Annotated in this window: 17 protein-coding genes; 10 read left to right on the plus strand and 7 right to left on the minus strand. The window is 64.1% G+C overall.

Annotated elements, in window-relative coordinates; genetic code table 11:
- Positions 1-16 precede the first annotated feature (16 nt).
- The 5 genes from NUH86_RS03285 to NUH86_RS03305 all read left to right on the plus strand — a co-directional run bounded on the left by NUH86_RS03285 (position 17) and on the right by NUH86_RS03305 (position 4,168).
- On the plus strand, positions 17-1,015 hold the full coding sequence (locus tag NUH86_RS03285) for a 2-hydroxyacid dehydrogenase (RefSeq protein WP_267251256.1): 999 nt from the start codon (positions 17-19) through the stop codon (positions 1,013-1,015).
- A gap of 14 nt (positions 1,016-1,029) precedes the next feature.
- Positions 1,030-2,772 carry a copper resistance system multicopper oxidase gene (locus NUH86_RS03290; protein ID WP_267251257.1) on the plus strand — a complete coding sequence of 581 codons (1,743 nt, stop codon included), beginning with the start codon at positions 1,030-1,032 and terminating at the stop codon, positions 2,770-2,772.
- Positions 2,769-3,668, plus strand: coding sequence for a copper resistance protein B (locus NUH86_RS03295; RefSeq protein WP_267251258.1), 900 nt, complete (start codon positions 2,769-2,771; stop codon positions 3,666-3,668). Before NUH86_RS03290 ends, NUH86_RS03295 begins: the two co-directional genes overlap by 4 nt.
- A gap of 106 nt (positions 3,669-3,774) precedes the next feature.
- Entirely contained in the window at positions 3,775-3,960 is a 186-nt protein-coding gene (locus NUH86_RS03300; protein WP_267251259.1) for a DUF1328 domain-containing protein, read from the plus strand.
- A gap of 4 nt (positions 3,961-3,964) precedes the next feature.
- Positions 3,965-4,168, plus strand: a complete 204-nt coding sequence (locus NUH86_RS03305) for a DUF5818 domain-containing protein (protein WP_267251260.1) — start codon at positions 3,965-3,967, stop codon at positions 4,166-4,168.
- Between the two features lie 14 nt (positions 4,169-4,182).
- On the opposite strand, the gene NUH86_RS03310 is transcribed toward NUH86_RS03305, so the two are convergent.
- The gene (locus tag NUH86_RS03310; protein ID WP_267251261.1) at positions 4,183-4,449 is read right to left on the minus strand and encodes a hypothetical protein; all 267 of its coding nucleotides are present in this window, start codon (positions 4,447-4,449) and stop codon (positions 4,183-4,185) included.
- Positions 4,450-4,863: 414 nt separating this feature from the next.
- On the opposite strand from NUH86_RS03310, the gene acnA reads away from it, so the two are divergent.
- From acnA to NUH86_RS03325, 3 genes are all read left to right on the plus strand, one after another.
- On the plus strand, positions 4,864-7,533 hold the full coding sequence (gene acnA / locus NUH86_RS03315) for an aconitate hydratase AcnA (RefSeq protein ID WP_267251262.1): 2,670 nt from the start codon (positions 4,864-4,866) through the stop codon (positions 7,531-7,533).
- Between the two features lie 97 nt (positions 7,534-7,630).
- A complete protein-coding gene (locus NUH86_RS03320; RefSeq protein ID WP_267251263.1) occupies positions 7,631-7,879 on the plus strand; it encodes a CBU_0592 family membrane protein in 249 nt (82 codons plus the stop codon).
- Positions 7,880-7,950: 71 nt separating this feature from the next.
- A complete protein-coding gene (locus NUH86_RS03325) occupies positions 7,951-8,652 on the plus strand; it encodes a glutamine amidotransferase (RefSeq protein ID WP_267252022.1) in 702 nt (233 codons plus the stop codon).
- A gap of 152 nt (positions 8,653-8,804) precedes the next feature.
- Here the strand turns inward: NUH86_RS03325 and NUH86_RS03330 are convergent, their stop codons facing one another.
- Positions 8,805-9,461, minus strand: coding sequence for a glutathione S-transferase (locus NUH86_RS03330; RefSeq protein ID WP_267251264.1), 657 nt, complete (start codon positions 9,459-9,461; stop codon positions 8,805-8,807).
- A 125-nt stretch (positions 9,462-9,586) separates the two neighbouring features.
- Between NUH86_RS03330 and NUH86_RS03335 the strand changes: the two genes are divergently transcribed.
- Positions 9,587-10,810, plus strand: coding sequence for a polyhydroxyalkanoate depolymerase (locus NUH86_RS03335; protein ID WP_267251265.1), 1,224 nt, complete (start codon positions 9,587-9,589; stop codon positions 10,808-10,810).
- Between the two features lie 11 nt (positions 10,811-10,821).
- Here the strand turns inward: NUH86_RS03335 and NUH86_RS03340 are convergent, their stop codons facing one another.
- From NUH86_RS03340 to NUH86_RS03360, 5 genes are all read right to left on the minus strand, one after another.
- Positions 10,822-11,175 (minus strand): YbaN family protein, encoded by a 354-nt coding sequence (locus NUH86_RS03340; protein WP_267251266.1) that lies wholly within the window; start codon positions 11,173-11,175, stop codon positions 10,822-10,824.
- On the minus strand, positions 11,175-12,479 hold the full coding sequence (locus tag NUH86_RS03345; protein ID WP_267252023.1) for a sensor histidine kinase: 1,305 nt from the start codon (positions 12,477-12,479) through the stop codon (positions 11,175-11,177). The genes NUH86_RS03340 and NUH86_RS03345 overlap by 1 nt, the downstream gene beginning before the upstream one ends.
- Positions 12,480-12,638: 159 nt before the next feature.
- The gene (locus NUH86_RS03350; RefSeq protein WP_267251267.1) at positions 12,639-13,304 is read right to left on the minus strand and encodes a response regulator transcription factor; all 666 of its coding nucleotides are present in this window, start codon (positions 13,302-13,304) and stop codon (positions 12,639-12,641) included.
- 36 nt (positions 13,305-13,340) lie between these two features.
- Positions 13,341-13,649 carry a hypothetical protein gene (locus tag NUH86_RS03355; RefSeq protein ID WP_416365339.1) on the minus strand — a complete coding sequence of 103 codons (309 nt, stop codon included), beginning with the start codon at positions 13,647-13,649 and terminating at the stop codon, positions 13,341-13,343.
- A 273-nt stretch (positions 13,650-13,922) separates the two neighbouring features.
- Complete coding sequence (locus NUH86_RS03360; protein ID WP_267251269.1) at positions 13,923-14,651, minus strand: SIMPL domain-containing protein; 729 nt, start codon at positions 14,649-14,651, stop codon at positions 13,923-13,925.
- A gap of 138 nt (positions 14,652-14,789) precedes the next feature.
- Here NUH86_RS03360 and NUH86_RS03365 point away from each other — a divergent pair, with 138 nt between their 5' ends.
- Positions 14,790-16,568 carry an ABC-F family ATP-binding cassette domain-containing protein gene (locus NUH86_RS03365; protein WP_267251270.1) on the plus strand — a complete coding sequence of 593 codons (1,779 nt, stop codon included), beginning with the start codon at positions 14,790-14,792 and terminating at the stop codon, positions 16,566-16,568.
- The last annotated feature ends 34 nt before the right edge of the window (positions 16,569-16,602 follow it).

Consider the following 16,602-nt stretch of genomic DNA (forward strand, 5'->3'; position numbering starts at 1 on the left):
GGAATAGCGGCCGGATATGGCCAAGAAACCGCGCCCCGCCAAGCCGCGCGTCATCGTCACGCGCCGCCTGCCTCCCAATGTCGAGGCGCGCATGGCCGACCTGTTCGACACCGTCTTCAACATCGGCGACGTGCCGATGGACCGGGCCGCGCTGACCCGCGCCATGGCGCAGTGCGACGTGCTGGTGCCCGCCGTCACCGACCAGTTGGACGCCGCCCTGATCGATGCCGCGCCGGATCGGCTCCAACTGATCGCCAGCTTCGGCAGCGGCGTCGACCATATCGACCTTGGCGCCGCGCGGCGGAAGGGGATCATCGTCACCAACACGCCCGGCGTGCTGACGGAAGACACTGCCGACATGACCATGGCGCTGATCCTGTCCGTCCCGCGCCGCCTGGCGGAGGGGGAAAAGCTGGTGCGTTCCGGCGCCTGGACCGGCTGGAGTCCGTCGGGCATGCTGGGCCATCGCATCGGCGGCAAGAAGCTGGGCATCATCGGCATGGGGCGGATCGGCCGCGCCGTCGCCCGCCGCGCCGTCGCCTTCGGCCTTTCCATCGCCTATCACAACCGCCACCGCCTGCCCTTCGAAGTGGAGCAGGAATTGCAGGCGCATTGGCATGGCGATCTGGACATGCTGCTCAGGGAAAGCGACATCGTTTCCATCCACTGTCCGCTCAACGCCGACAGCCGGGGCATGATCGACGCGCGTCGGATCGCGCTGATGCGGCCCGACGCCTATCTGATCAACACCTCCCGGGCCGAGATCACGGACGAGCCTGCGCTGATCGCGGCGCTGGCCGAAGGGCGGATTGCCGGGGCGGGCCTCGACGTCTACACCCATGAGCCTGCGATCGACTCCCGGTTGTTCGACCTCTCCAATGTCGTGCTGCTGCCGCACATGGGGTCCGCGACATTCGAGGGGCGCGACGCCGCCGGGGCGCGGGTGATCGCCAATATCCGAAGCTGGGTGGACGGGCACCGGCCACCCAATCAGGTGCTGGAAGGCTGGGTCTGAAGGCCGCCGGGAGGATGTCCATTCGCTTTCCTGAAATCGACCGCCGCCGCCTCATCCAGGGCCTGGGCGGCCTTGGTGGCGCTCTGGCGCTGGGCAGGGCTTTCCCTTCCTGGGCGCGAAGCGGGACGGCGGGACTTTCCCCCGCGCCCGGCGTGCTGAGCGGCGAAGCGATCGCGCTGACCGTGGGGGAGAGTCATTTCTCGACCGGCGGGCGTTCGGCCCATGCGGTGACGGTCAACGGGACGCTGCCCGCGCCGCTCATCCGCCTGAAGGAAGGGCAGAATGTCCGCCTGTCCGTCACCAACCATCTCAAGGAAGATACGTCGGTCCATTGGCATGGCCTGATCGTGCCTTTCCAGATGGACGGGGTGCCGGGGGTCAGCTTTCCGGGCATCGGGCCGGGCGAGACCTTCACCTATGAATTTCCGGTCCGCCAGTCCGGGACTTACTGGTATCACAGCCATTCCGGGATGCAGGAGGCGATGGGCCATTATGGCCCGATCGTGATCGACCCCGCCGGGCGCGATCCGGTACATAGCGACCGCGAACATGTGATCCTGCTCTCTGACTGGAGCCCGGTGCATCCGCATCTGCTGCTGAAACGACTCAAGCAGATGGGCGGCTATTTCAACATGCAGAAACAGACGCTGGCCGGGCAGTTGGCGGGAAAGGACCAGCGCGGGAAGGATCGCCTCGCATGGGGGGCGATGCGGATGGACCCCACCGATATTTCCGACGTCACCGGGTCGACCTACAGCTTCCTCGTCAACGGCCATGGCACTGCGGAAAACTGGACCGGACTCTTCACGCCGGGCGAGCGCGTTCGGCTGCGGATCATCAACGCTTCGGCCATGACCAATTTCAATGTGCGGCTGCCGGGACTGCCGATGACGGTGGTGCAGTGCGACGGCCAGAATGTGCAGCCGGTCGAGACGGACGAATTCCAGATCGGCATCGCCGAAACCTATGATGTGGTGGTGCAGCCGGCAGAGGCCAGGGCCTATGGGCTGATCGCGGAGGCGATCGACCGGTCGGGGCTGGTTCGGGCGACTTTGGCGCCGCAAATCGGGATGGCGGCGGCGGTGCCTGCGCTACGTCAAAGGCCGCTGCTGGGCATGAAGGACATGGGCATGGACATGTCCGGCCACGGCGCCACCGGCCATGAAGGCATGGCGGGCCATAAGATGAAGATGCGCGATCCCTCCGTCGCGCCCCAGGTGAAGATGGGGCCGGGGGTGGCGACCCTTTCGCCCATGCCGACGGATCGAACCGCCGACCGGCCCACGGGGCTGGAGACCGTCGATCATCGGGTGCTGACCTATGCGGACCTGAAATCGCTCGAACCCGATAGGGACTTCCGCGCGCCCACGCGCATGCTGGACATTCACCTGACCGCGAATATGGAGCGCTATATGTGGTCCTTCGACGGGGTGAAGCTGTCCGATGGGGCCGAACCCATCCCCTTCCGCCATGGGGAGCGGGTGCGGGTGAACCTGATCAACGACACGATGATGCCGCATCCGATCCATCTGCACGGCCATTTCTTCGAACTGGTGAACGGCGCGGGCGCGCATGCCCCCCGCAAGCATACGGTGAATGTCCTGCCGGGCGGGAAGCTGAGCTTCGACCTTACCGCCGACGCGCTGGGGGACTGGGCGTTTCACTGCCACATGCTGATGCACATGCATGCGGGGATGATGCGCGTCGTCACCGTACGGCATGACGGGCCTGAGGGGCATGGCGGAGGGGGCGCATGAAGATGCCCGCCCGCGCCGCCGCTTTTCTGCTGTTTTCCCTGCCGGTTCCCGCTCCCGCGCAGGAGATGGACCATAGCCATATGGATCATGGCGCCATGGAGGCGGCGCAGCAGGCGCCTTCCGCCGATCCCCATGCCGGCCACGGCCAGCCAGCCGCCAATCGGGAAACTCCGCCGCCGGTCCCGGCCGACCATGCCGCCGAAGCCTTTTACAGCGCCGCCGAAATGGCCCGCTCCCGCGCCGCCCTGCTGAAGGAAAGCGGCGGCATGACCTTCTCCCGGCTCATGCTCGACCGGCTGGAATATCGGCGGGGCGGGGGCGCGGACGGCTATCATTGGGAAGGCGAAGGCTGGATCGGCGGCGATATCGACCGCTTCGCCTTCAAGAGCCGGGGGGAGGGTGCGATCGACGGCCCCCTGGAGCATGCAGAGGTCCAGGCGCTCTACAGCCGGGCGATCAATCCCTGGTTCAATCTGGAGGCGGGGGTCCGCCATGATATCCGGCCAGGTCCGCAACGCACCTATGCGGTGGCCGGGCTAGAGGGGCTTGCACCCTATTGGTTCGAGGTGGGCGCGCAGGCTTTCCTGTCCGACAAGGGCGATGCCCATCTGCGGCTGGAGGCCAGCTATGACCAGCGCATCACCCAGCGCCTGATCCTGCAACCGGCGGCGGAGGTCGATATCGCCGCGCAGGATGTGCCGGAACTGGGGATTGGATCGGGTCTCTCCGGTATCGAACTGGGCCTGCGGCTGCGCTATGAGGTTGCGCGCGAGTTCGCGCCTTATATCGGGGTGAATTGGGAACGGAAGCTGGGGGACAGCGCCCGCTTCGCCCGCGCGCAGGGGGAGGGGGCGTCCGCGACCAGCTTCGTGATGGGTGCGCGTTTCTGGTTTTGATCGCTTCGCATCGCAACTTCGCAAAACGCCCTTCCCGTGGAAAAGCCGGAACCCGCCGCCCTATCAGCCGTTGAAAATGCAGCTCTTTCAATGAAAGGAATATCGCATGATCCGTCTGGCCATCATTTCGCTCGTGATTGCCGCCGTACTTGCCATATTGGGCTTCGGCGGCATGGCGGGCACGTTTGTCGGCATCGCCAAATTCCTGTTCGTACTGGCGATTGCGCTGTTCGTGATCTTCCTCGTCCTCGGCCTCCTGGCTGGCAAGGGCATCAAGAATGCGATAGATTGACGACATGGACGAGATTGGCGCTGGAGTGAACGAAACCGGGCGTTTGATACGGGACGAGGCCGGATTTCTGCTCCAGCGCGATCTGGGCGGCAGTTTCCGCCTGGTGCTGCTGCGCGTGCCCGTCGATCATGTCGAAAAACGGGTGCGCGTGCAGGGCTATTATGCCGGGGACGGCATAGTGGAAGTGGAAGGCGTAGCCGCTGCCTGACCAGGCCGCGGCAGTCAGGGGTTGGTCGAGTCGCGAGGCCCGTAGGACGTCATGACGTCATGCGTGCTCACAAAACGCGCACAGGCCCCGAAACCCCGGTTGTTTTCCAGCGGAAGCGCGGTTTCGCAATAGGCGCATTCCGCCATCAACCGGCCCACCATCCACTGGCTGCGGCCGCAACTGGGGCAATGATTGGCTTCCCCCGGATGATAATGAATGATGTAACCCCTTAAGGCCGGGTCAAAAGACTTGCCGGTCGCGAGGCTGGACACAGGGCGCATCGTCTCTTCCTCCTCAGACACATATCACGGCATCGACGCAAAAATCGGAAATACCCCCGAACTTCACATCAACATGGATGCAACGACGAACGTCAGAGCGAGCGACCCTTTTATCATCTCTGCGGAACCCGCTCCTTGCATCGGAACGCGGCTGCAGGCCAATGTATCCCGCGCCGGATGACCGCGTCTACAAGAAAGATTCGCGGAACCGTCCCATTTTCGCGCCTTCGCATTTGACTTGGGGCGCGCAGGCGCTATGGCGGCGCGCATCGGGACATATCCGCTTCGGCCATGAGTTGGGGCGCATCCCGCCACCTTGCCGTCCGGTCCTTTTTCGCCGTCCGGCGAGCCTCTGGTGGAACTGCGTCATCCTGCCTCCGCATGGTCGGGGCACTGCGAGGAGACGCACGACTCATGACCGCCATCGGACAGGACACACTCGGCACGCGCGACACTTTGAAGGTCGGCGGCAAGGACATCGCCTATTATTCGCTGAAGAAGGCCGCTGCGAAGCTGGGCGACGTTTCGCGCCTGCCCTTCTCGATGAAGGTGCTGCTGGAAAACCTGCTCCGCTTCGAGGATGGCGTGACCGTCACCACCGACGACGTGAAGGCGATCGTCGACTGGCAGAATGACAAGGGCAAGGCCGAGCGCGAAATCCAGTATCGTCCCGCCCGCGTGCTGTTGCAGGACTTCACCGGCGTTCCCTGCGTCGTCGACCTGGCCGCCATGCGCGACGCGATGAACGCGCTGGGCGCCGACGCCAGCAAGATCAACCCGCAGGTTCCCGTCCACCTCGTCATCGACCACTCGGTCATGGTCGACGAATTCGGCACGCCCAAGGCGTTCGAACAGAATGTGGAAATCGAATATCAGCGCAATATGGAGCGCTACGACTTCCTGAAATGGGGTTCTAAGTCGCTCGCCAATTTCTACGCCGTGCCGCCGGGCACCGGCATCTGCCATCAGGTGAACCTGGAAAATATCGCGCAGGCCGTGTGGTCGAGCGAAGGCCCTGACGGCGTCACCGTCGCCTATCCCGACACCTGCGTCGGCACCGACAGCCACACCACCATGATCAACGGCCTGGGCGTCCTTGGCTGGGGCGTGGGCGGTATCGAGGCCGAGGCCGCGATGCTGGGCCAGCCCGTTTCCATGCTCATCCCCGAAGTCGTCGGCTTCAAGCTGATCGGCGAACTGAAGGAAGGCGTGACCGCCACCGACCTGGTGCTGACCGCTACGCAGATGCTGCGCGCCAAGGGCGTGGTCGGCCGCTTCGTCGAATATTTCGGCCCCGGCCTCGCTTCGCTGTCGCTGGCCGACCGCGCGACGCTGGCCAATATGGCGCCGGAATATGGCGCGACCTGCGGCTTCTTCGGCATCGACGACAAGACGCTGGATTATATGCGCCTCACCGGCCGCACCGAAGAGAATATCGCGCTGGTCGAAGCCTATGCGAAGGAGCAGGGCTTCTGGATCGACCCGAACGCCGATCTGGTCTTCACCGACACGCTGGAACTGGACCTCGCCACCGTGGTCCCCAGCCTCGCCGGTCCCAAGCGTCCGCAGGACCGCGTCGCGCTGCCGGAAGTCGATGACGTGTTCAACGCCGACATGGCGAACGTCTACAAGAAGGCGCAGCAGCGCGTTCCGGTCGAGGGCAAGGATTTCGACATTGGCGACGGCGACGTCACCATCGCCGCGATCACGAGCTGCACCAACACGTCGAACCCCGGCGTTCTGGTCGCCGCCGGCCTGGTCGCCAAGAAGGCGAACGAACTGGGCCTGAAGCCCAAGCCCTGGGTCAAGACCTCGCTCGCGCCGGGTTCGCAGGTCGTCACCGACTATCTGGAAAAGGCCGGGCTTCAGTCGCATCTCGACGCCGTCGGCTTCAACCTGGTCGGCTATGGCTGCACCACCTGCATCGGCAACTCCGGCCCGCTGGCCGAACCGATCAGCAGGGCGATCAACGAAAACGGCCTGGTCGCCGCCGCCGTGATCTCCGGCAACCGCAACTTCGAAGGCCGCGTGTCGCCCGACGTGCGCGCCAACTTCCTCGCCAGCCCGCCGCTGGTCGTGGCCTACGCCCTCAAGGGCACGGTGATCGAGGATTTCATCACCACCCCGATCGGCCAGGGCACCGATGGTCAGGACGTGTATCTGAAGGACATCTGGCCCACCAACGACGAAGTCGCCTCGACCATGGCCGGCTGCATGGACCGCCCGATGTTCCAGGCGCGCTACGCCAATGTCTACAAGGGCGACGCGCACTGGCAGGCGATCGACGTCACCGGATCCGACACCTATAGCTGGCGCGCCGGTTCGACCTATGTCGCCAACCCGCCCTATTTCGAGGGGCTGACCATGACCCCGGCGCCAGTCACCGACATCATCGAGGCGAAGCCGCTGGCGATCTTCGGCGACTCGATCACCACCGACCACATTTCGCCCGCCGGTTCGATCAAGGCGACTTCGCCCGCAGGCAAATGGCTGAGCGAGCATCAGGTCGCCCAGGCCGACTATAACAGCTACGGCGCCCGCCGCGGTCACCACGAAGTCATGATGCGCGGCACCTTCGCCAACATCCGCATCAAGAATCTGATGCTGGATGGCGTCGAGGGCGGCATGACCCGCTATGAAGGCGAAGTCCTGCCGATCTACGATGCGGCGATGAAGCACAAGGCCGACGGCACGCCGCTGGTCGTCATCGGCGGCAAGGAATATGGCACCGGATCGTCGCGCGACTGGGCGGCGAAGGGCACCAACCTGTTGGGCGTCCGCTCGGTCATCGTCGAAAGCTTCGAGCGTATCCACCGCTCCAACCTGGTCGGCATGGGCGTGCTGCCGCTTCAGTTCAAGGACGGCCAGAACAAGGACACGCTGGGCCTGACGGGCGACGAGACCTTCACCATCCAGAATGTCTCCGGCTTCAAGCCCCGCCAGGATGTGGACGTGATCGTGAAGCGCGCCGACGGCTCGACCTTCACCTTCACCGCGCTGTGCCGCATCGATACCGTCAACGAACTGGAATATTTCCTGAACGGCGGCATCCTCCAGTACGTGCTGCGCAAGCTGGCCGCTTGATCGGCTGACATGCTGAACGCAAAAGGGGCTCTCTCCGCGAGGAGGGGGCCCTTTTTGCCCTATGGCGTGTCAGGCATGGAAAAGGGGGGAGGGCGTAATGACCATCTTCGTCGAATTCATGGGGTGGCTTGGCGCGATCCTCGTTTTGTGCGCCTATGTCCTCGTGTCCACCGGCCGCCTGTCGGGGGCATCGGCCGCCTTCCAATGGATGAACGCGCTGGGCGCGGCCTTCTTTGTCCTCAACACCGGGTGGCACGGCGCCATCCCCTCGATGGTGCTGAACATCATCTGGAGCGGCGTGGGCTTCGTGGCGCTCTGGCGCATCCGCCGCGCCGCGCGCCCATAGCCATTATTTCGCAAAGCCAAGAAAGGCTGGGGTAGCGGCCGGCGATCCATTTGGCTACCAAGTTGGTAGAGATGAAAAAAGCGCTGATCGTCCGTCATGTGCCGCGCGAAGGAGCGGCGGGTTATCTCCAGCCGATCGAGGCCGCAGGCTATGCGATCGAGCGGATCGACGTCGCCAGCCCGGACTTTGCCGATGTCGACCTCTGCACGCCGGACCTGCTGATCATGATGGGCGGCCCGATGGGCGTTTACGAACATGACATCCATCCCTGGATTCCGCTCCAGATCGAAAAGCTCGCCGCCCGGTTGGAGCAGGATCTGCCGACGCTCGGCGTCTGTCTGGGCAGCCAGATGATCGCCGCGGCCCTGGGCGCGCGCGTCTATCCCGGCGGCTGCATGGAACTGGGCTTCGCGCCGGTCGCGTTGAACGGGGCAGGGGCCGATTCTCCGCTTCGGCATTTGCAGGACGTGCCGGTTCTGCATTGGCACAGCGACACGTTCGACCTGCCGCCGGGCGTAGACCTGCTCGCCTCGACCGAAGATTATGCGCATCAGGCCTTTCGCCGCGGGCGTAATCTGCTCGCGTTGCAATTCCACGCGGAAATGGGTGAAGACCCGCGTTTCGAGGACTGGCTGACTCATTTCTGGGCCGATCTCGATATAGCGAAGCAATGCGGCATCGCCCTGCGGCAGGACCATGTCGATCATGGTCCCGGCGCCGTCGCCGCCGGTCGCGCCATGATCGCCGAATGGCTGGCGGGGCTGGAAATCTAGGCTGTATCGAAGATGACGAGGCGAGCCGAAGGCCACCAAAGGTAAAATGGTGGTTTTTCGTGACCCGGAGCGCAGCGTACTAAAAGTAGGTGAGCACCGGAAGCGCGAAGAACCGCCATTTGCAGGCCGTCAGGGCTGAATGTCGATACAGCCTAAAACTCGACTTCCAGTTCCTCGACCTCATCCTTCTCCTTGCGCGCCGCGTCGATCCACTCGCGCATCAGATCCCAATCGTTGCTCCAGTTGCAATAGGCGGCGGATTTGGCCGACAGCGCCACCGCATAGGTCAGGAAACGCTGCGCCACTGGCGCGAACATCGCATCGGCCACGGTCGGCTGCTCCCCGAACAGCCAGGGACCGCCATAGGCGTTCAGGCATTCGGTCCAGATTTCCTCGATCCGCTCTATGTCCTGCCTGGCGCCTGAAAAGACCGGGAATTTTTCATGCCTGACCTTCAGGTTCATGGGCAGGGCGGAACGCAGGTTGATGAAGCCGGAGTGAATCTCCCCCGAAACCGACCGGCAATGGGCGCGGGCGATCCGGTCCGCCGGATAAAGTCCGGCATGCGGATAAAGCTCATGCAGATATTCCGCAATTGCGAGCGTATCCCAGACGCTCGCCCCTTCATGGGTCAGCCGGGGCACCAGCACGGAAGGGGACAGGAGCAGCAATTCCGCCCTGTTTTCAGGATCATTCAGCGCAATCGTCTTTTCGATGACCTTCAGGCCCGCCAGACGGCACAGGAGCCATCCGCGCAGGGACCAGGAAGAATAAGTCTTGCTGGAAATGGTCAATTCCGCGTCGGCCATAGCAATCCTCCCACTTGGTTCCAGTGTTTCATCAATCATGATGCGGTGCAATATGAAAAAGCTGTATAACGGCATTGCAGCGGACCGAATCAGTCCCGGCCGAGCGTAGGACGTTTTTGAGCAAAATGATGATGTTATATAGCGGCTATCAGGCCTGGAACGACATGATGGCTCCCGCGCGCTTCGGTGCTCAGATCGCTCTTTCGCTCAAGGACAGGATGGGGCCTGCCGCGGATTGGGCCATGCCCCGCCGCATGTTCGCCCTGATGGATGTGTTCCAGGGCGCAAAGCTGACGCATCGCCGCCCGGCCTATGGCATAACGCAGGTCCGCAGCGGCAATGCGGAGGTCGCCGTGCGGGAAGAGGTGGCGCTGGACCTGCCGTTCGGCAATCTGCTGCACTTCGTGAAGGACGATGTGGAGACCGCCCAGCCCAGGGTGCTGGTGGTGGCGCCCATGTCCGGCCATTTCGCGACCCTGCTGCGGAACACCGTCCAGACCCTGCTGCGCGACCATGACGTCTATATCACCGACTGGAAAAATGCCCGCGACGTGCCGCTCAGCGCCGGGCGTTTCGGTTTCGACGATTATGTCGACTATATCATGACCTTCATGCAGGAAATGGGGCCGGGATCGCATCTGGTGTCGGTGTGCCAGCCCTGCGTTCCGGCGATGGCGGCGGTGTCGATCATGGCGGAGGACAAGGATCCGGCGACCCCGCGTTCCATGACGCTGATGGGCGGGCCGATCGATACGCGCGCGGCGCCCACGGTTGTCAACGAACTCGCCAACGACCGATCGATCAAGTGGTTCGAGGAAAATCTGATCAGCATGGTGCCGATGCGCTATGCGGGTAGAGGGCGGCGGGTCTATCCCGGCTTCCTCCAGCTTTCCGCCTTCATGTCGATGAACATGGACCGGCATGGCGCGGCGCATCGCGAACTCTATCAACTGCTGGCCGACGGCAAGAAGGTCGAGGCCGACCGGATCAAGACCTTCTATGAGGAATATTTCGCCGTGCTGGACATGACGGCGGAATTCTACCTCGAAACCGTGGAGAAGGTGTTCCAGCGGACCCTGCTGGCCAAGGGCGAACTCACCTATCGCGGGCGTGTGGTCAATCCGGGCGCCATCCGCAACACCGCGCTGCTGACCGTAGAGGGCGAGAAGGACGATGTCTGCGCCGTGGGCCAGACGGCGGCCGCCCATGCGCTCTGCACGGGCCTGCGTCCGCATCTGAAGCGCCATCACCTTCAACCCGGCGTCGGCCATTATGGCGTGTTTTCCGGCAGCAAATGGGAAAAGCAGGTCTATCCGCAGGTGCGGAACATGATCCTGGCGATGAACTGAGCTTGCATCTCTTATCCCTCAGGCCGCGTCCAAATCCATGTCCCGCCGATCAACGCAGCCGCAACCGGGATCAAGAACCACGGAAAAGGTGAAAATACCAACGCCAGCACCACGCTGAACGCAAAGGCCGTCAACGCCGCCTTCTTCCCCCTCCGGCTGATCGCGCCCTTTTCCCGCCAGCGGCGGATATGCGGCCCGAAATGGCGATGGTCCACCAGCCGCGCCTCCAGCGCCGGACTAGACCGCGCAAAGCAGAATGCCGCCAATATCATGAACGGCACGGTCGGCAGCAGCGGCAGGAAAGCCCCGATCGCCCCCAGGCCAAGCGACAGCAACCCGCAAACCAGATAGAAATGCCGCCGCATCAGGCCGCAGGCAGCCGCAACCGGACCAGCGCGCCGCCCAGATCCTCGCTTTCCTCCAGAGCGACCGACCCGCCATAGATTTCCGCGACATCCCGCACGATGGCCAGGCCAAGGCCCGTGCCCGGCTTCCCCGAATCGAGCCGCACGCCCCGGTCGAAGATGCGCGTCCGATCCACCTCCGGAATCCCCGCGCCGTCATCCTCGACCAATATCTCGACCATCGCTCCATGGCGCCCGACCGTCGCGAACACGCTGCCGCCGCCATATTTGGCGGCATTCTCGACCAGATTGCCCAGCATTTCGTCCAGATCCTGCCGCTCGACCCGGACGGCAGCGTCCTTCACGCCATCCATGTCGATCCGCACATCGGGATAGAGCCGCTGGACCGCCCGCTCGACCGCCTCCAGGCTGGTCCACACCTCCGCCCGGCTCTGCGCCGCGCCGCGCCGTCCCACGGCGCGGGCGCGGGCGAGGTGGTGGTCCACCTGCCGCCGCATCGTCGTCGCTTCCCGGATCACCGTGTCTCCCAGATCGGGCGATTGCGCGGTCGCCGCGTTCATGATCACCGTCAGCGGCGTCTTGAGCGCATGGGCGAGGTTGCCCGCATGGGTCCGCGCCTCCTCCGCCTGCCGCTCATTATGGGCGAGCAGGGCGTTCAGTTCCTCGACCATCGGCAGCACTTCGGCGGGCATCGGCTCCGTCACGCGGTTCTTCTCGCCGCCGCGCATCCGCACGATCTCATGCCGCACCTTGCGCAGCGGCAACAACCCGTAAAGCGTCTGCAACGTCGCCAGCACGATCAGCCCCAGCGCCAGCAACGCGAAGCTCTGGAACAGGGTCGAGCGCAATGTCTTGATCTGCGCGTCCAGCCCTTCGCGCGCCTGCGCCACCATGAACATCCAGCGCGTGTTCGATCCCGGCAGGATGATGCTGCGTTCCATGACGCGCAGATCCTCGCCGGGGAACTGGTTGCTGTCATAAAAATGCGGCGCGTCGTCCTTATGCTCCGCCTGCACCTTGAGCGCCCGGTCCCACAGCGACCGCGACCGCCAATCCTCATGCCCCTTGCCGCTGATCTGGTAATAAAGGCCGCTATTGGGTTCCAGAAAGCGCTGGTCGGCGGGTTCCCGGTTGAACAGAACCTCTCCGTCCGGCCCGATTTCGGCCGACGCGATCATGGCGGTCAGCACATAGTTCATGCCGTCGTCGAAATTGCGCGTGATCGCGTCGGACAGCACCCGATCCAGCGCCAGCCCGCCGCCCAGCAGCAGCAGGCTGATCCACAATGCCGCGATGCCGATCATGCGGCGGCTGAGCGATCCCGTGGAGGTAACTTGGGGCTGGTCAGTCAAAGACGCAGAAGCCTTTGTTTCCGTTCGCCCTCAGCTTGTCCAAGGGCCGCGCTCTTCTTTGAGAAGAAAAACAGGGCTTCGGCAAGCTCGGCCCGAACGGAAGGTGAGTGATTACCGCCCCGGCTCGTCGAGGCTGTAGCCCAGGCCCCGGATCGTCGTGATGACATCCGCGCCCAGCTTCTTGCGGATGCGCGTCACGAACACCTCGATCGTATTGGAATCGCGGTCGAAATCCTGGTCGTAAATATGTTCGATCAGTTCGGTGCGGCTCACCACCTTGCCCTTGTGGTGCAGCAGGTAGGAAAGCAGCTTATATTCCTGCGCGGTCAGCTTCACCGGCTCGCCCTTCAGCGTCACCTTGCCCGACCGCGTGTCCAGCCGGACATCGCCGGCGTTCAATTCGCTCGACGCATTGCCCGAAGCGCGGCGGATCAGCGCGCGCAGGCGGGCGATCAACTCCTCGCTCTGAAACGGCTTGGCCAGATAATCGTCCGCGCCCGCGTCCAGACCCGCCACCTTGTCCGACCAGCTATCGCGCGCGGTCAGCACCAGCACCGGAAATCCCCGGCCTTCCTTGCGCCAGCGGTCCAGCACGGTCAGCCCGTCGATGGTCGGCAGGCCCAGGTCCAGCACCACCGCGTCATAGCTTTCCGTCGTGCCCAGAAAATGGCCGTCTTCCCCATCGGTCGCCAGGTCCACGGCATAGCCCGCGCCCTCCAGCGTATTGCGGAGCTGTTGCCCAAGGCTAGGTTCATCTTCGACGATCAGCAGACGCATATAGCCCCGTTTCCGTTATTATGCCTGTAAGCGCGACTAACGCGCCCAGCCGATTATATCGCCCGTGCGACCGTCCGCATCAACCCATAGCACCTTGCCGTCCTTCACATATTTCAGGCGATAGCGGTTGGATGAAGGGTTGAATTCGCTGCCCAGATAGGTCGCCCCGCCCATGGCGGCGTCGACCCGGCGCTTGATGACGGAAAAGGGCATGACCTGCCCGTCCAGCATGGCGCGCCGGGCGGCATCCTGCTCGTCGCGCTGGCTGCTGGAATAAGCGGCGGGATTCGTGACGAAAAGCGCCGCCATGGCTCCCAGGCCCGCAATCAGTCTGAACCGCATCATTCGCATGACCTTGGCATAGCCGCGCAGCATTGAACAGGTGGTGAATGGGATAATGGGTGGAAGGCGGGCGTTCAGTTTTCCGTTCGGGCTGAGTCCTTCGTCTGCCTGCCAAGGCAGGCGCTCAGGATAAACTTGCCTCCGGCAAGTCGAAGCCTTCAGCCGAGCGGAGCGAGGCTTCCATGCTTCGCCTCCGCTCAGCAGAGCCCTTCGACTTCGCTCAGGGCGAACGGATATCTAATGTCAGCAACTGGCCACTTCCCACCACAGCGCGCCTTATTTCTCCAGCGCGTACTGAACCGTCAGCGTCACCGAAGACCCGACCTGTCCCGGCTCGACCGGCGTGGCGGGCGCCGCATCCGCCTTGAACTGCGCCCTCACCATCATCGGCATGGGCGGCTGGCCGCCGCTGTTGCTCTCCGCCAGCGAAACCAGCCGCGCCGATCGATAACCCGTTGCCTGCGCATAGAAATCCGCCTGCGCCTTCGCGCTCTTCAACGCCGCGGCCCGCGCCTGCGCCAGCATCGGCGTCGGATCGTCGATCGAGAAGCTAGGCCCGTTCACATTGGTCGCCCCGGCCTCCACCATCGTGTCGAGCAGCGTGCCGACCTTCTTGATGTCGCGCAGCTTCACCGAAAGCTGGTTCGACGCCTCATAACCGATGAAGCGCGGCCCCGAAGGCTGTCCGTCGCGATTGCTGTAATCATATTGCGCGCTGAGGTTGATGCCGCTGGTCTGGATATCCTTCTTCGGGATTCCCGCCTTCACCAGCGCGGCGATCAGCTTGTCCATCTGCACCGCATTGTCGCGCATCGCCTGCGCGGCGGTCTGGGCGCGGGTCTGGACCCCGGTGCCGACCGTCGCCACGTCCGGCGCGGCTTCCACGGTTTCCGTAATGTTCAACGTCACGACCGGCGCGGTTTCGGCAATGGTGACGCTGGTCTGCGCGACCGCCGCGACGGGCAGGGCGGCGCCAAGGGCGGCCAGGACAAATGTTGATTTCACAGGGCTTTCTCCTCAAGAAGCGTTGCACGTCTATTGTGACGGCTGCGATGAACGGACGCTGACATGCGTTGAAAGCCGTCAGACAGCTTCCGGTTCCCCCTCTTGCCCCGGCCCCTGAGAAAGCCTAGCTGCACGCCCATGGCGGCTCCTATCCTTTCCTTCGAAAATCTCGGCCTTTCCCAGGGCACCCATTGGCTTTTCCGCAATCTCGACATTTTCGTCGGAGAACGCGACCGGCTGGCGCTGATCGGCCGCAACGGCGCGGGCAAGACCACGCTGCTGAAGCTCATCGCCGGCCAGATCGAACCGGATGAGGGCAACCGCTCGGTCCGCCCCGGCGCCCGCGTCATCATGCTGGAGCAGGACCCCGACGTCAGCGGTTTCGCCACGCTGCGCGATTTCGCGCTGGCGGGCCAGTTCGCGCCGCCCGCCCATGAGGTGGACGCCATCGCCAGCCAGCTCGGCACCGATCTCAACCGCGAAGCCGCCACCGCCAGCGGAGGCGAACGCCGCCGCGCCGCCATCGCCCGCGCCCTGGCCAGCGAACCCGACCTGCTGCTGCTGGACGAGCCGACCAACCATCTCGACATCGACGCCATCGACTGGCTGGAGGGCTGGCTCAGCCGCTATAACGGCGCCTTCATCGTCATCAGCCACGACCGCGCCTTCCTGACCCGCCTGACGCGCCAGACGCTGTGGCTGGACCGGGGCGGCATCCGCCGCAACGAAATCGGCTTCGGCGGTTTCGAGGAATGGATGGAAGCCGTCTATGCCGAGGAAGCCCGCGCCGCCGAAAAGCTGGACGCCAAGCTGAAGATCGAGGCCCATTGGCTGGAACGCGGCGTCACCGCCCGGCGCAAGCGCAACCAGGGCCGTCTCGCGAAACTCTGGGAAATGCGGGCGCAGCGCGCCGCCATGGTCGGGCCGCAGGGCGTCGCGAAAATCGCCGTCGCCAGCGACGACAACAAGACGAAAAGCGTCATCACCGCCGAACATGTCACGAAAAATTTCGGCGACAGGACCGTCATCAAGGATTTCTCCCTGCGCATCCAGCGCGGCGACCGCATCGGCATCGTCGGCGGCAACGGCGCGGGCAAGACCACGCTCTTGAAGCTGCTCACCGGCGAACTTGCGCCCGACTCCGGCCAGGTCAAACAGGCCAAGTCGCTCGACATGATCTTCATCGACCAGCAGCGCAGCCTGATGCAGCCCGACAAGCGCGTCCGGGACGTGCTGGCCGAAGGCGGCGACTGGATCGACGTGCGCGGGGTGCGCAAGCATGTGCACGGTTATCTCAAGGAATTCCTCTTCGACCCCTCGCTGGCGGAAGCGAGGGTGGGGACGCTTTCGGGCGGTGAACGCTCCCGCCTTCTGTTCGCGCGCGAATTCGCCCGCGAATCGAACCTGCTGATCCTGGATGAGCCGACCAACGACCTCGACCTCGAAACGCTCGACCTGCTCCAGGAAGTGATTGCCGATTATGAAGGCACGGTCCTGATCGTCAGCCACGACCGCGACTTTCTCGACCGCACCGTCACCGTGACATTGGGCCTCGACGGCTCCGGCACCATCGACGTGATCGTCGGCGGCTATGCCGATTGGGTCGCCAAGCGCCAGCCGAAGAACGCGCCCAGGGCCGAGAAGAAGGCCGCCGCGCCGCCGCCGCAGAAAACCGCCTCGACCAAGCTCAGCTACAAGGACCAGCGCGACTACGACCTGATCCCCCAGCGCATCGAGGAGATAGAGGCCGCCATCGCCCGCGACGAGGAAGCGCTGGCCGATCCCAATCTCTACAGCCGCGACCCGAAGAAATTCGACACGCTCACCAAGGCCATCGAAAAGGCCCGCGCCGAAAAGGACGCGGCGGAGGAACGCTGGCTGGAACTGGCGGAAAAGGCGGAAGGCCTGGGCGCTTAGGCCTTGCGCCTATCCCCTCATCTGATAGCCAGGA

The sequence above is a fragment of the Sphingobium sp. JS3065 genome (genome assembly GCF_026427355.1).
Taxonomy (GTDB): domain Bacteria; phylum Pseudomonadota; class Alphaproteobacteria; order Sphingomonadales; family Sphingomonadaceae; genus Sphingobium.